At 62.4% G+C, this 14,863-nt stretch carries 15 protein-coding genes; 9 read left to right on the top strand and 6 right to left on the bottom strand.

The window, feature by feature from the left end; all coding sequences use genetic code 11:
* The 3 genes from PSEBG33_RS10620 to PSEBG33_RS10630 form a co-directional block, all read right to left on the bottom strand.
* Complete coding sequence (locus tag PSEBG33_RS10620) at window positions 1–561, bottom strand: cytochrome b (protein WP_005789264.1); 561 nt, start codon at window positions 559–561, stop codon at window positions 1–3.
* A 114-nt stretch (window positions 562–675) separates the two neighbouring features.
* Window positions 676–1,503 (bottom strand): phosphonoacetaldehyde hydrolase, encoded by an 828-nt coding sequence (gene phnX, locus PSEBG33_RS10625; protein ID WP_005789262.1) that lies wholly within the window; start codon window positions 1,501–1,503, stop codon window positions 676–678.
* A 29-nt stretch (window positions 1,504–1,532) separates the two neighbouring features.
* A complete protein-coding gene (locus tag PSEBG33_RS10630) occupies window positions 1,533–2,642 on the bottom strand; it encodes a 2-aminoethylphosphonate--pyruvate transaminase (RefSeq protein WP_005789260.1) in 1,110 nt (369 codons plus the stop codon).
* 111 nt (window positions 2,643–2,753) lie between these two features.
* Here PSEBG33_RS10630 and PSEBG33_RS10635 point away from each other — a divergent pair, with 111 nt between their 5' ends.
* Window positions 2,754–3,608, top strand: coding sequence for a LysR substrate-binding domain-containing protein (locus tag PSEBG33_RS10635; RefSeq protein ID WP_005789259.1), 855 nt, complete (start codon window positions 2,754–2,756; stop codon window positions 3,606–3,608).
* On the opposite strand, the gene PSEBG33_RS10640 is transcribed toward PSEBG33_RS10635, so the two are convergent.
* Window positions 3,584–4,474 carry a LysR substrate-binding domain-containing protein gene (locus PSEBG33_RS10640; RefSeq protein WP_005789257.1) on the bottom strand — a complete coding sequence of 297 codons (891 nt, stop codon included), beginning with the start codon at window positions 4,472–4,474 and terminating at the stop codon, window positions 3,584–3,586. The two genes, PSEBG33_RS10635 and PSEBG33_RS10640, sit on opposite strands and share 25 nt — an antisense overlap.
* A 258-nt stretch (window positions 4,475–4,732) precedes the next feature.
* On the opposite strand from PSEBG33_RS10640, the gene PSEBG33_RS10645 reads away from it, so the two are divergent.
* Together PSEBG33_RS10645 and PSEBG33_RS10650 are read left to right on the top strand one after the other, a co-directional pair.
* A complete protein-coding gene (locus tag PSEBG33_RS10645; RefSeq protein WP_005789256.1) occupies window positions 4,733–6,058 on the top strand; it encodes an MFS transporter in 1,326 nt (441 codons plus the stop codon).
* Between the two features lie 109 nt (window positions 6,059–6,167).
* Entirely contained in the window at window positions 6,168–6,875 is a 708-nt protein-coding gene (locus PSEBG33_RS10650; protein WP_005789254.1) for a YebC/PmpR family DNA-binding transcriptional regulator, read from the top strand.
* Between the two features lie 54 nt (window positions 6,876–6,929).
* Here the strand turns inward: PSEBG33_RS10650 and PSEBG33_RS10655 are convergent, their stop codons facing one another.
* Together PSEBG33_RS10655 and zapE are read right to left on the bottom strand one after the other, a co-directional pair.
* Window positions 6,930–8,222 (bottom strand): protein kinase, encoded by a 1,293-nt coding sequence (locus tag PSEBG33_RS10655; protein WP_005789253.1) that lies wholly within the window; start codon window positions 8,220–8,222, stop codon window positions 6,930–6,932.
* A gap of 37 nt (window positions 8,223–8,259) precedes the next feature.
* Window positions 8,260–9,354: a cell division protein ZapE gene (zapE, locus tag PSEBG33_RS10660; protein ID WP_005789251.1), complete on the bottom strand. Its 1,095-nt coding sequence runs from the start codon at window positions 9,352–9,354 to the stop codon at window positions 8,260–8,262.
* 190 nt (window positions 9,355–9,544) lie between these two features.
* Here zapE and PSEBG33_RS10665 point away from each other — a divergent pair, with 190 nt between their 5' ends.
* From PSEBG33_RS10665 to PSEBG33_RS10690, 6 genes are all read left to right on the top strand, one after another.
* Window positions 9,545–10,036 (top strand): spore coat U domain-containing protein, encoded by a 492-nt coding sequence (locus tag PSEBG33_RS10665; protein ID WP_194440693.1) that lies wholly within the window; start codon window positions 9,545–9,547, stop codon window positions 10,034–10,036.
* Entirely contained in the window at window positions 10,030–10,575 is a 546-nt protein-coding gene (locus tag PSEBG33_RS10670) for a spore coat U domain-containing protein (protein WP_005789247.1), read from the top strand. Before PSEBG33_RS10665 ends, PSEBG33_RS10670 begins: the two co-directional genes overlap by 7 nt.
* 18 nt (window positions 10,576–10,593) lie before the next feature.
* A complete protein-coding gene (locus PSEBG33_RS10675) occupies window positions 10,594–11,136 on the top strand; it encodes a spore coat U domain-containing protein (protein WP_032803922.1) in 543 nt (180 codons plus the stop codon).
* A gap of 2 nt (window positions 11,137–11,138) precedes the next feature.
* Window positions 11,139–11,627 carry a spore coat U domain-containing protein gene (locus PSEBG33_RS10680; RefSeq protein WP_032803612.1) on the top strand — a complete coding sequence of 163 codons (489 nt, stop codon included), beginning with the start codon at window positions 11,139–11,141 and terminating at the stop codon, window positions 11,625–11,627.
* Between the two features lie 26 nt (window positions 11,628–11,653).
* Window positions 11,654–12,442 carry a molecular chaperone gene (locus PSEBG33_RS10685; protein ID WP_005789238.1) on the top strand — a complete coding sequence of 263 codons (789 nt, stop codon included), beginning with the start codon at window positions 11,654–11,656 and terminating at the stop codon, window positions 12,440–12,442.
* 72 nt (window positions 12,443–12,514) lie between these two features.
* A complete protein-coding gene (locus tag PSEBG33_RS10690; RefSeq protein WP_005789236.1) occupies window positions 12,515–14,863 on the top strand; it encodes a fimbria/pilus outer membrane usher protein in 2,349 nt (782 codons plus the stop codon).

The raw sequence follows: 14,863 nt of genomic DNA, 5'->3' as shown, positions 1-14,863 counted from the left end.
TCAACGGGTGGGATTGTGCCTGCCCGGCATCATTCGCAAGGCAGTGTTATCGCGCATCACATAATGGTGAAAGATCCCCGCCAGCGCATGCAGCCCGATCAGCCAGTAACCGATCTGGGCGAACAGCACGTGCCAGCCTTCAATCTCCTCGGCCAATGCCTTGTTTTCTGCAATCAGCGGCGGTAACTCCATCCCATAGAACATCACCGAATGCCCCTTGGCACTGACGATCAACCAACCGGCAATCGGCAACCCGATCATCAACGCATACAGCGCCCAATGCATCAGCTTCGCCAGCAGGTTCTGCCATTGCGGCGGTGCTGGCACGATCTTCGGCGCCACCCCCAGGCTGCGTGCGAACAGGCGCAGCCACACCAGCACAAACACGGTGAGTCCGAACATAAAGTGCATTTCCACAATCAGCGTGCGCGCACCGCTGCCTTTGGGGAATTGCCCGCGTAATTCAATGCAGGCGTAGACCACCGCCAGCAGCACTACCATCAACCAGTGCAGCGCAATCGACATGGTGCTGTAGCGCGTATCGGAATTTTTCCACGGCATTGCTGTGTTCCTCACTCATCAGGGCATACCTCCGCTCTTTAGCGACGGAGTACGTTAACTGTATGCCCGTTTTGAGCGCTTCGCTCGTTGCCAATGCCGTTGCCTTGATCCTGGTCAGTAACTTTGCGGCATTTCCCCGCGTGCCAGGCGTGCGTTGATGTCGACGATGACATTCGGCAGGTCGTTGATGGTGTCGATCAGGTAGTGCGGGCGCGAGCCTTCGAACATTGTTTCGATGCGCTGACGCTCGCTGGCCAGTGTGGCGCTGCCCAGGGCGCGAAATTGCTCGTAGGTCAGGCCCAGGGCATTGCCCGAACAGGTCAGCGCTACGGTCCACATCCCGGCACGACGGCCTTCGAGAATACCCGGCACGGTGTCGTCGACCTTCACGCACGCGGCCACATCATCGATGCCCAGGGCGATCACGTTGGCCAGGGCCTGGGCCGGCCAAGGGCGGCCGTTGGGAACTTCGTCGGTCGCGACCACATGGTCGGCGACATAACCGTTGGTGGCGGCCAGGGCGACGACCTTGTCCATCACTTGCTTGGGGTAGCCGGAGCAGGAGCCGATCTTGATCCCTTGCGCCCGGAGCGCTGCGATGGTGTCGAGGGCGCCGGGGATCAGCGCCGAGTGTTCGGCGATCTTCTCGATTTGCAGCGGCATGAAACGCTGGTAGATGGCGGTCACGTCGTCATCGGTCGGCGTGCGGCCGAACGCCTTGCGATAGCGCTCGGCAACCTGCGGCTGATCGCAAAGGGTGCGGATATGGTCCCACTTGCCCATGCCCATGGGCCCACGGGCTTCCTCAATAGAAACTTGCACGTCGAACTCGGCAAACGCCTCGACAAAAATCTGCGTGGGGGCGAAGGAGCCGAAGTCGACCACGGTGCCGGCCCAGTCGAGGATAACGGCCTGGAGGGTGTTGGGGTTTTGATAGTTCATGGTTCAGGTCCTGTGGGTAATGGGGGCAGTCAAATGTCCAGCACTTCCATTTCTTGCAGCACGTCGGCGATAGCCTTGACCGCCGCCTGCATACCGGCCGCATCGACATGGCCGATGCAGCCCACGCGAAAGGTTTCCACCTGGGTCAGCTTGCCGGGGTAAAGGATGAAACCCTTGGCCTTGACCCGTTCGTAGAAGTCCTTGAACTGGTAGCGTGGGTCTTTTGGTGCGTGGAAGGTGACGATGATCGGCGCCTGGATCGCCGCCGGCAGGAAACTGCGCAGGCCCAGCGCAGCCATGCCGTCCAGCAGTGCCTGACAGTTGTCGGCGTAGCGTTGATGACGGGCGGGCAGGCCGCCTTCTTCGGCGTATTGCAGCAACGCTTCATGCAGGGCCGCGACGACGTGGGTCGGTGGGGTGAAACGCCATTGGCCGGTCTTGGCCATATAGGTGTGCTGGTCGAACAGGTCCATTGCCAGGGAATGGCAGTTGCCCTGGGAGGCGGCCAGCGCAGCTTTTTCGGCAAAGACAAAGCCCATGCCCGGTACGCCTTCCAGGCATTTGCCCGAGGCGGCGATCAGCGCTTCGAACGGCACTTCGCGAGCATCGATCGGCAGCGCGCCGAAAGAACTCATGGCATCGATGATCAGGCGCTTGTCGTGGCGTTTGACGACTTGGGCGATCTCCGCCAGCGGGTTGAGAATGCCGGTACTGGTTTCGCAATGGATCAACGCGACGTGGGTGATGGCCGCGTCAGCCAGCAGTAGGCGATCTACATCGGCAGCGGTGGTGGGCTCGTCCTCATCGGTTTCAAAGGTGCTGAACGAGCGACCGAGCACTTCGCAAATCTTCGCCAGGCGCTTGCCGTAGGCGCCGTTGATCAGCACCAACACCTTGCCATTGCGCGGGACCAGCGTGCCGATGGCGGCTTCGACGGCGAAGGTGCCGCTGCCCTGCAACGGCACGCAATGGTGGCTGTCGGCAGCATTGAGGATCGCCAGCAGCTGCGTGCAGACGCTGGCGGTGAGCTGGTTGAAGCGATCGTCCCATGAACCCCAATCCACCATCATCGCCTGACGGGTGCGGGTCGAAGTGGTCAGGGGGCCAGGGGTCAACAGGATCGGCGCGGCAGTGGTCATCTCAAATCCTCGCAAGGGTCGGGGTTGAAGCTACGGCGCCTAAATTGCAGTTTGGCTTGTTATCAATCAAATTGTTTGTTGTTATGCGAGCTATCAGTGAGGCCGATAGCTATGAACCTGTTTCAACTGCGTGCATTCGATGCCGTGGCCCGCGAGGGCAGTTTTACCCGTGCTGCGGCGCGGCTGTTCATCAGCCAGCCGGCGGTTACCGGGCATATCAAGGCGCTTGAAGAGCATTACCAGATTGCGCTGTTGCGCCGTACCGCCCGGCGGGTGGAGTTGACCGAAGAGGGCGCACGCCTGGCGGCCATCACCCGGGCGATCTTCGGTTTGGTGGATGAGGCGCAGACCATGCTGGAGGCCAACCGGCAGTTGCTCACTGGGCGTCTGGAGGTGGCGGCGGATGGTCCGCACCTGGTGATGCCGATGATCGCCAGCCTGCGCTCGCGCTACCCGGGCATTACCGTGAACCTGCGCCTGGGCAACGCCCAGGAAACCCTGGCGGCGCTGCTGTCCGAACATGCCGATGTGGCAGTGCTCACCGAGGTGGAGCCGCGCAATGGCTTGCACCTGCAACCTCTGGACGAGTCACGGATTTGCGCCCTGGTGCCGGCAGCGCATCCGTGGGCAAAGCAGCCCGACGGGATTGAACTGGCGCAGTTGCATGAGGTGATCATGGTGCTGCGTGAACCCAGTTCCATTACCCGGCGCACGTTCGACGACGCGTGCATGGCGGCGAATGTGCAGCCCAAGGTGCTGCTGGAACTGGATAGCCGTGAAGCCGTGACCGAAGCCGTCGCGGCCGAACTGGGGGTAGGGGTGGTGTCGTCGATGGAGGTCAGCCCGGACCCGCGGGTACACGCTGTGCCGATCCTGGGCGATGGCCTGCTCAACCGGCATACGCTCGGCTGCATGGAGCGGCGCCGTTCGCTGCGCTTGATTCAGGCTTTTTTCGAGTTGGCGTGAAGGCTGTCACGCACGATCTCCAAAAAGCTCGCCACCACGCGACGTGAGCTCTGTTCTTTCAGGCAGACGAGGGTTTCCTTCATGCGCTGAGTGCAGTCGCGGATCGGCATGGCGTACACCCGAGCGTCGGCGCCGAACTCTGCCGCCGACACCACGCCCACGCCAATGCCCACCACCACTGCTTCACGCGCGGCTTCGCGGCCTTCAACCTGAATCGCCGGGCGAATGCGCAGGCCGGCCTGGCGCATTTCCTGCTCCAGGGTCTGACGGGTCACTGAGCCGATTTCCCGCAGCACCAAGGGCGTGTCATCCAGGTCGGCCAGGCAGATGGACTCGCGCCCGGCCCAGGGATGGTTGCGGGCGACAAACGCCAGGAGCTGGTCGTCGGGCAATGGCAGCGACAGCAGGCGCGCATCGTCGACATCGCGACCCAACAGCGCCAGGTCGGCCTGGTAGTTGTACAGGCGCAACAACGACTCATCGGTATTGCCGGTTTCGATCTTCACGCTGATTCCCGGGTACAGCCGGCAGAAGTGCGCAATCTGTGGCAGTACATGTACGGGTGCATCCACCGCCAGGGTGAGGGTGCCAGTGAGCAGGGCGCGGGAGTCCTGCAGCAATTCTTCGGCTTGCGCCTCGATCACAAACAGGCGTTGAGTAATGCCCAGCAGGCGTTCGCCCAGGTCGGTCAGGCGTACCGAACGTTTGTTGCGGTGAAACAGCAACACGCCGAAGCGCTCTTCGAGTTTGCGCACCTGGTCGGAAATCGCGGGCTGGGTCAGGAACAGGCGCTCGGCGGCGCCGGTAAAACTGCCGTGCACGGCCACCGCATGGAAGGCTTTGAGTTGGGCATGGGAAACCGACATGGCACGTCCTCTTACAAGCTGAGCTTATATTTGAAATACGATAAATCGATTTTACCTATTAGTCAGCCATTGCTTTGATGCACCTCAGCCGCCGTAGGTTGAGTCCTACAACCTCGACGGCCATGGGCGCAGGCACACCGCGTTCATCTGACCAATACCGCGCCCTCCAAGGCCCGGCATTGCAGTGCTCAACCATAAAAAAAACAGGCGTTTTCTTTCGATTCTGCCGGCACACTCACACCTGAGGTCAGAACCACCATGAATATCCCTATGGGTAGCATCAAGCGTTGGCGCGTGCAGATTTTCGCCATCACCTGGCTGGCGTACGCCGCGTTCTATTTCACCCGCAAAGCCTTCTCGGTGGCAAAACTGGGGATCGGCGACGACCCAAGCTTCCCCCTCGATAAAATGATGATGGCCAACCTCGATGGCTTGTATCTCGCCGCGTACGCCGTGGGCCAGTTCACCTGGGGCATGCTCGCCGACCGCTTCGGGCCACGGGTGGTGGTGCTTGGCGGCTTGCTGGTTTCCGCCGCCGCCGCGCTGGTGATGGGCACGTTTGCGACCTTGCCGATCTTTGTCACCTGCATGTTGATCCAGGGGTTGGCGCAGTCCACCGGCTGGTCGGGGTTGTGCAAGAACCTCGGTAGTTTCTTCCCGGCCCGGCAGCGTGGGCGGGTGTTGGGGCTGTGGAGTTCGTGCTATGCCTTTGGCGGCTTGGTCGCTTCACCGTTCGCCGGCTGGTGGGCCTACACCCTGATCGGTAGTTGGCACGCGGCGTTTATCTCCAGCGCTGCGGTGGTGGCGGTGGTGGCCGTGCTGTTCTTTATGTTCCAGCGCAATACCCCCCAGGATGTGGGTTTGCCAGCGGTGGAGCCCGAGCCGCTCATGAGTGCCGAGGACAGGGCCGCCGAACAGCGCATCAGTGTGCTTGAACCGTTGCGCGCTATCTTGCGCAACCGCACGGTGTTGACGCTGGGGCTGGCGTATTTCCTGCTCAAGCCGGCGCGTTACGCGATTTTGCTGTGGGGCCCGGTGATCGTCTACGAACAGATGCCGTCGGTGGGCAAGGTCGGCGCGGCCATCGTGCCCACCGCGTTCGAGCTGGCCGGTTTGCTCGGGCCGGTACTGATCGGCCTGGCTTCCGACAAACTGTTCGGCGCCCGGCGTATGCCGGCCTGTGTGCTGAGCCTGCTGGCGTTGACCGTGGCCCTGGCGTTGTTCATGGGTGCGCTGCACACCGGCAGTGTGGTGCTGGTGATGGCCTTGCTGTTTGTCATGGGCCTGACCCTGTACGGCCCCGACTCGATGATCAGCAGCACCGCTGCCATTGACTTCGGCACTGCCAAAGCCGGCGCCACGGCGGCAGGGTTTGTGAATGGTTGCGGTTCGGTGGGCGCGATCCTGGGCGGCTTGCTGCCGGGCTACTTCGATACCGTCACGGTGTTTATCGTGTTTGCCGGCGCGGCGCTGTTTTCTTCACTGGTATTGATGCCCTACTGGAACGCCAGGCCCGCTGTTCTGGCGCAGGTGGGGGACTTCATCCCGGATCGCAGTGCCACCATCAAACCCCTGCGCACCTGAGGCACCTGGCCGGTTTTTTGGTGGATTAGCGTGTTCTTGCGCTATAAACTCTGCCCCCAAAGCGCCGGCCAGTAGACGTTTCGGCGCCATGGAAAGTAGAGAGTGAGTCATGGGCGCACAGTGGAAAGTCAAACATAAAGAAGCGGCAGCCAATGCCAAGGGCAAGATTTTCGGCAAGCTGGTGAAAGAGATCACCATCGCCGCCCGCAACGGCGCCGATACCGCGACCAACGCGCACCTGCGCCTGGTGGTCGAGCAGGCCAAGAAAGCCTCGATGCCCAAGGAAACCCTGGATCGTGCGATCAAGAAGGGCGCCGGTCTGCTCGGTGAAACCGTGCAATACCACCGCGTGACCTACGAAGGGTTTGCCCCGCACCAGGTGCCCCTGATCGTTGAGTGCGTAACCGACAACATCAACCGCACCGTGGCGGAAATCCGCGTGGCGTTCCGCAAGGGACAGCTGGGCGCTTCCGGCTCGGTGGCCTGGGATTTCAACCACGTCGGCCTGATCGAAGCATCGCCGGACACCCCGGATGCTGATCCGGAAATGGCCGCCATCGAAGCCGGCGCCCAGGATTTTGAAGACGGTGAAGAAGAGGGCACCACCCTGTTCATCACCGAAACCACCGACCTGGATGCCGTGCAGAAAGCTTTGCCGGAGCAGGGTTTTACCGTGCTGTCGGCCAAGCTGGGTTACCTGTCGAAGAACCCGGTCAGTGGTTTGACCGATGAGCAGATGGCTGAAGTCGAGGCGTTCCTGGAAGGCCTGGATAACCATGATGATGTGCAGGATATGTTTGTCGGCCTGGCTGGCTAGCCATCACTGCATAGCGGGTGGGGGCTTGCCCCCTCCCACATTGTTCCAGCGGCGTTAGATAGCGCTCAGTACGCCGTCAATTTCTTCAAAGCTTGGCCGCGCCAGCACATCGGGCTGGCAGCAGCTTTTTTGCAGTTCAACCAGATCCTCACTTGCTGCCCCTTCACCCCGATCCAACAATTCCCCCAGCAACACCCCGAATGCGCGCACTTCAATACGCTGCAACGCCCTGGTTTCCAAGGTGTCGGCCGTGGCATGGAATGACGCCGCGCCGAAGTCTCCGAGCAAACAATCACCCGGCGCATTCCACAGGATGTTGTGGCCATACAGGTCACCGTGGGTAATCCCCTGACGGTGCAAGTGCGCCGCCACCGAAGCGATGCCTCGTGCCATGCGCAGCGCCACGTCGAGGCTGAAACGGGTATCGGCTTCGTAGATGTCCCGGGTGCAGGACGCCAGGCTAGGCAGCGCCGCGAGGTTGCGGTAGCTCGGGTCGATCAGGCTCATGACCAATGCTGCCTGATCTTGCGGGTGCCCGATGACACGGCCTTGCACCTTGATCAGGTTGGGATGCAGCCCGGCGGCAATGCAGGCTTGCATTTCATGCAGCGGTGACCCGTCGCTGGTGATGGTGCCTTTGTACAGCTTGACCGCGACCGGCAGCGCCTGGGGTTTCCAGATTGCTTTGTGAATGATCCCGGAGGCGCCTTCGCCCAATACTTCTCCCAGTTCCAGTTCAGACCAGGGAATGTTCGGCGTCCCATCTTCGCCCGTCACTGTCACGGCCATTTCCACCGGGTTGCCGGCATAGGCCAGCCAGGTCAGGCTTGGCAAGGTCAGCAGCCACTGCGGCAGGTGGGTCAAGCGGTTGGAGGCGATGCGGATCAACTCCAGGTTTTGACAGTGGGCCAGGCTTTGCGGCAATTGCGTCAGTTGGTTACCGGCCAGCATCAACTTTTGCAGCAGCGGGCGCTGACCCAGTTCATCCGGCAATTGGCTGATGCAGTTGTCGGTGAGGATCAGCCAGCGCAACTGCGGCGGCAGGGCGGCGGCGGGCACATGGCCGATCTGGTTGGCCTTGAAGCCGATCATGCTCAAGTTCGCGCACTGGCCCAGGCACGCCGGCAGCTCGGTAAACGCGTTGTCCGAACAAAACAGCACACGCAGGTGCGTCAGGCGGTGCAGGTCCTCGGGCAGGCTATTCAAGGCATTGCCGGTGAGATTGAGGATTTCCAGGGAGTCGGCCAGGTCGAAGATTTCCCGGGGGAACTCGGTCAGCCCGCAGGCCAGGTCCAGGCGCTTGGCGCCGGCTAATTGGCCGGCCTTGAGTTGGGCGAGGGTATTCATGAGCAGCGCGGCACTCGGAAGGGGGCGTAAAAGGCGCTCATGATAGCGGCTCGGGCGCGGTTTGCGGGCAGAGCATGTGCAATTGGCGCAGGCGACTGGCGGTGCGGGCGAGGTCGATGGCCTGGCCTTCCAGGGCTTTATCCAGCGGCTGGTGACCCATGAGGGTCAGGTGTTTGTCCTGATCGTAGAGCACGTCCACCAGGTTGATAAAACGCTGTTGCACGGCGATAGGGCATTCGGCCAACTGCGGCAGACCGTCGATGATCCAGTGGTCGAAGTCCTGGCACAGCAGCAGGTAATCCATCACGGCGGTGAGCTGTTCACACAGGTCGTTGAAGGTGAACAGGATGGTCCGCGCCTGATGGTCTCGGCACAGCAACTGCCGATTGCCAACCGTCAGGGTTTGCGCCGGGCCATTGGTGGCAGGCACACCCAGGCTTTCCCGCTGCGCCGGTGTACCCGGCCACACATAGTGGCCGCGGGTGAAACGTTGTTGGGCGTGGGCCTGGGGCAGGCTGCGAAAGTCCTGGGGCGCGCTGACTTGCAGCACGTCCATGCGTGCGGCGATCAGGTCGATCACCGGTTTGAATCGTTCGTGGTACAGCGGGTTGGGCAGCAACCCTTCGGGCGGGTAGTTGGACGTTACCAATACCAGCACGCCGCGTTGGAACAGGGCCTTGAACAAGCGGCTGATGAGCATTGCATCGCCGATATCGTGCACATGGAACTCGTCAAAACACAGCACACGGCAATCAGCGAGCAACTGATCCAGAGTGACGCCCAAGGCATCCTCATGCTCGCGGTGCACAAACATGCCCTGGTGCAGCCGGGCAAAGAAGTCGTGGAAATGCACGCGTTGCTTCTCGGCGATGGGCAGCGCCTGGAAAAACCCTTCCAGCAGCCAGCTCTTGCCGCGACCTACCGGGCCGTGCAGGTACAGGCTGCGCGTGGCCTGGCCATTAAGCAGGTGCTGGGCCTGCCGATTCAGGGCGGTAATCGCCCGGATTTGGCCGTCACTGAGGGTGTAGCCCTGTTGTTCGGCCTTTTTCTGAAAATAGGCAGGAATGGGCGAGGCACACCAGGCGTCGGTTTTTTTACCCAGCAGGCGCTGGAACAGGGCAAGCACGGCCAAGAATAATCACTCTGTATTGCGGTGGTCGCTTACTGTAGGACGCTTGATGCCATTTGACCAACAGTGAAGGGCGCCGAGCCTTGCAAACTGGCACTTTCGCGTTAACTGGCTAACCTCATACAAGGTTGTTACCCCTGTATAAGGAATTGGGGCAGTGAAGGGACCGGCGGTATTGGCTGTCATGGGCGCGATGCTCTGCAACACGGCTTCTGCTGCGCAACTCCAGGTGGAGGTGCGTATCGACGTGCAGCGGGGTTGCCAGTTGGTGGGCACCACTCGCACTGCGGGCATCGAGCAACTTGGCGTATTGGATTTCGGCAGCGGCCCGCGTCTGGATGACCCGGCCGGCCCCCTGAGTGCGGCCCTGATCAGCCAGCGCCAGCCGCGCCTGGAGTGCAACCCCGACACGCCTTACCAAATGCGCGTTGACGGCGGCCTGCACGGTGGCGTGGGCGAAGTGCGTTACCTCAGTAATGCGATGCCCTTAAGCAAGCCCATTCCTTATCGCATTTATGCCGACGCAGCCCGGTTGATCCCCTTGCCGGTGGACGTGCCGGTCAGCGGCCGCGTACCGGACACCGGCTCGGTTGATTTGCCGTTGTATGGCCGCATTGAACCGCTCAAAGACATCCCTGCGGTGGGGCGTTATTCCGACCTGCTCAAGGTCACGGTCACATGGTAAGCCGCTATCTGGCCATCGCGGCCTTGGGCGGCCTGCTGTTGCTGGCCGAGGACGCGCAGGCGGCTGTGGCCAACGGGCAGATTCACGCACGGTTGGTGATTACCGCCAGTTGCGAAGTCAGCAAAGGCGTGGAACGTGCGCCGGTGACTCCGGACGGTGGCACTGCGCTGTTGGATTTCGGCAGCCAGGGGCCGACCTGGAACGACACCTTGGGCGCGACCATTTCCGATGGCGATAAAGCGCCGCTGTCGGTGTCCTGCAACCCGTCGTTGGTCAGCAGTTTTACCGTGACCATCGACGGTGGCGCCCATGGCGACGGTACCACGCGCCGCTTGAGCAACGGGCGCCAGACCATTCCCTATCGGCTATCGGCCGATGCGTTGGGCCAGAGTGCCTACCGCATCGGCCAGCAACGCAATTTCGTCGTGACCCAGGGCGCACAGGTACCCATCCCGGTATTCGGCTCCGTGGTGGCGAATACCAGGGCCCTACCGGCCGGCATCTACACAGACACCCTGACGGTGACTCTGGATTGGTAAACCATGAGGATGGATATCATGCATGTACTCGTATCGCGAATGGGCGTGTGTGCCCTGGGCCTGGTGCTGGCCTCCAGCCTGAATGCGGCGACCACGGTCACCGGGCAGATCAGTTCGAGCCTGACCTTGATCGCCAGTTGCCAGGTCAACGGCTCCGGGGCGGCTACCGGGCTGAATTTCGGTAGCTTGAACTTCGGCACCACCAACAGCCTGTTTACCAATGCCGACGCCCAACTGCTGGGCGGCACCGGCACCGGCGGGGCGCTGTCGATTCTGTGTTCAGCCGGCGCCACGCCTGCGGTGAAGGTGCGTGCCGGCGCCCATGATGGTGCCTCGCCGGGTGGCACCCGTGCGCTGGCCGATGGGGCGGGTAACTTCGTGCCCTACGATTTCTACACCGACAGCGGGCATTCAGCGCTGTTGGCGATCGATGGCGTGGTGACGCTCGCCACCAGTACCGGTGTGGCGCAGACCGTCAACCTCTACGGTCGCGCGGTGGGCAAGGCGGGCCTGCCGGCAGGTACTTACACCGATACCGTGGCCGTGGAGCTGACGTTCTGACCCTGTGGCTCAGGCTGGGGTTGGCTTGTGGATTGGCGCTGCCGTTGCCGTTGTCGGCAGTGACCAGCCAGAGCTTCCAGGTCAGCGCGACCATTACTCCCGGTTGCCTGATCGTGGGCGGTGGTTCCAACTACGGCGCGTTGGCCTATGGCAGCTACTCGGCACTGGCCACCGGTACGGTCACGGCAGCCCTTACCGGCGGTGTGACCTTGCAATGCACACCGGGGGTGGCGCTGAGCATGAGTGTGGATGGCGGCCTTCACAACAGCGCCGGGCGTAACTTGCAGCTCAACAGCGGCAGCGCGCGGGTGGCCTATCAACTGTTTCGCGACGCGGCGTTCAGCCAGAGCCTGGGCGTCAGCCAGAGCGTCAGCGTGACTTACAGCGATGCCAACAACATCAGCCTGCCGATTTACGGGCGGGTGGTATTACCGGGCAATCAGCCTGGGGGGACGTACAGCGACACGCTGCAGGTGCAGCTGTCGTGGTAGGGCTAACGGTATTGAGGAGTGGATTTATGCATTCAACTTCCCGGCGGTGGTGGGCCGCGGGTATTGCCTTGGGGCTTTTGTGTGGCGCAGGGCTGGTGCAGGCGGCCAGTTCGGTGCTGATCTGGCCCATCGACCCGGTGCTGGAGGCCGACCAACAGGCCAGCGCGCTGTGGTTGGAGAACCGTGGCACGGAGACGGCCAACCTGCAGATCCGCGTATTTGCCTGGAGCCAGAATGGCTTCGACGAGCAGTACCAGAACCAGCGCGACGTGATCGGCAGCCCGCCGGTGGCCAAAATCGAGCCCGGCCAGAAGCAACTGGTGCGCCTGACCAGAACCCGCGAAGTACCGCCGGGGCAGGAGCTGGCCTATCGCATCATCATCGATGAAATTCCCTCGGCGCTGCAGGTGCCGGCGCCGCCGGAAGGCAAGAACACGGCGGCGGCGATTCGCTTCCAGATGCGCTATTCGGTGCCCTTGTTTGCCTACGGCGCCGGGTTGTGGAGCAAGGACGACGCCACGCGTCAACGCGACCCCAAGGGCGCCGGCAAGCCGGACTTGAGCTGGCAAAAGGTCAATGTGGGCGGGCGCAATTACATCGAGGTGCGCAACCAGGGCGCTGTGCATGCGCGGCTCACCGATGCGTCGTTCAAACAAGGCGGGCAGACCCGGCCGCTGGTAGAAGGTTTGCTCGGCTATGTGCTGCCGGGCGCGAGTATGCGCTGGCCGGTGCCGGATGCCGTATCAGCCGACCAGCCGTTGCAGGTCAGGGTCAACGGCGCGCCGCAAGTGGAAAGCCTGGCGCCCAAGCGATAACCGTCAGGTAGCGCTACGGGCATACGCCCGGGTTTTAACAGGATGGAGATGTCCATTGAAGGACACAACGCCATGGTGAGTCGTGGTTGGGCTCGGGGTTTATGGTCGTCGGTGGCAGTGGCAAGCGGGCTGTGGGGCGCTGCGATGGCAGGCGACTTGCCGCCGCCGCCGGGCAGCATGGAGGCAGTTGCCGATGCACAGCTGTTTCTGGAACTGGTGGTCAACCAGATGGACACCGGCCGCATCATTGCGGTCGACCAGCGCGCCGGCCAGCTGTTTGTGCCCGCCAGCGCGCTGCAGGACGTGGGCATGAAACTGCCCGGCGAGCCTGTCGGCAGCGTGGCCCTGGACCAGGTGCCTGGGCTGCACAGCGACTACGACAGCAACGGCCAGCGCCTGTTGCTGGATGTACCGCCATCCTGGTTGCAGGCGCAGTTTATCGGCAATCGCAATACCTATCCGCGCACCCAGGCCATGAGCAGCTTCGGCGCCTTGCTCAACTATGACGTGTATTTCAACGACACCGATGACGGCGGCAGCTACCTCGCCGCCTGGAACGAAGTGCGGCTGTTCGACACCTGGGGCACCTTGTCCAACACCGGGCAGGTGCGCCAGACCCTGGCTGATGGCATCACCGACAGTACCCTCGGCAACGGTTACCGGCGCTACGACACCACCTGGCGATTTTCCGATGATGAGCGCCTGCTCACCTACGAGGCGGGCGACGTGATCAGCGGCTCGCTGCCCTGGAGCAGCTCGGTGCGTCTGGGCGGGGTGCAAGTGTCCCGGGACTTTGCCGTGCGCCCGGACCTGGTCACTTACCCTTTGCCGCAGTTCGCCGGTGAGGCGGCGGTGCCCTCGTCGGTGGACCTGTTTATCAACGGCTATAAATCCGACACCGCGCAGCTGCAACCCGGGCCTTATACCCTGACCAACGTGCCATTTATCAACGGCGCCGGGGAGGCTGTCGTGGTGACCACCGACGCCCTCGGGCGCCAGGTGTCGACCACGGTGCCGTTCTACGTCACCAGCACCTTGCTGCAACAAGGCCTGACGGATTTTTCCGTGGCTGCCGGTACCTTGCGCCGTGACTACACCCTGCGCGATTTCGGTTACGGGCCGGGCGTAACCAGTGGCACCTTTCGCTATGGCTATTCCGACAGCCTCACCCTGGAAAGCCATGCCGAAGCATCCAGCGACCTGACCCTTGGCGGGCTTGGCGCCAACCTGCGCCTGGGCAACTTCGGCGTGCTCAATACCGCCCTCAGCCAGAGCCAGTTTGACAGCCGCAGCGGCCAGCAACTCAGCCTTGGCTACCAGTACAACAGCACGCGCTACAGCCTGATGTACCAACGCGTTGAACGGCGTGATGACTACGCTGACCTGACCCTGGTCGACACCCCTTATGCCAGCCTCAGCAAGCGTAGCGAGCAGGTGACGCTGAGCCTCAACCTTCAACGTTTCGGCAGCCTGGGCCTGGGGTATTTCGACGTGCAGGCGGCAGACGATTCGCGCACGCGCCTGCTCAACCTCAGCTGGAGCAAACCGCTGTGGCGCAACACCAGCTTCTACCTGTCGGCCAACCGCGAAATCGGCGACAGCAACTGGGCCATGCAGGCGCAACTGGTGATCCCGTTCGACCTCAACGGCAGTCTGGCCTTGAGCACCGAGCGCAGCAAGGACGGCGCCAGTCGCCAGCGCATCAACTACAGCCGCGCGGTGCCCAGCGAAGGCGGCGTGGGCTACAACCTCGGCTATGCCCAGGGCGATGCGCCAAGCTATCGGCAGGCCGACCTGACCTGGCGCTTGCAGTCAGTGCAGTTGCAGGCCGGCGTGTACGGCAGCAGCGACGCCCAAACGCGCTGGGCGGATGCCAGCGGCTCGCTGGTGTGGATGGGCGGCGAAACCTTTGCTGCCAACCGTATCAATGACGCGTTTGTGGTGGTGAGTACCCAGGGGTTTGCCGGGATTCCAGTGCGCTACGAAAACCAGCTGGTGGGCCAGACCGACCGCAACGGTCATTTGCTGGTGCCATGGAGCAGCGCGTATTACCGCGGCAAATATGAAATTGACCCGTTGAACCTGCCGGCGAACGTGCAGAGCCCCAATGTGGAGCAGCGCGTGTCGGTACGCCGGGGCAGCGGCTATCTGTTGGAGTTCCCGCTGCGCCGGGTGCTCGCCGCCAGTATCACCCTGGTGGATCGCCAGCATCAGGAGCTACCGCTGGGCAGCCTGGTGGTGCACGAGCAAAGCAACACCCAGGCGGTGGTGGGGTGGGATGGGCTGGTCTATCTGGAAAACCTCAGCGCCCACAATACCTTGCAGGTCACCCTCAGTGAGGGGCGCACCTGCCAGGCGACATTCGACATCGATGAGCAACAACAGGACGTGCCCCTGATCGGGCCGTTGGTGTGCCAGTGA

Origin of the sequence: Pseudomonas synxantha BG33R (genome assembly GCF_000263715.2) — a bacterium.
Taxonomy (GTDB): Bacteria; Pseudomonadota; Gammaproteobacteria; order Pseudomonadales; family Pseudomonadaceae; genus Aquipseudomonas; species Aquipseudomonas synxantha_A.
This window is presented reverse-complemented; position numbering and strand designations above follow the sequence as displayed.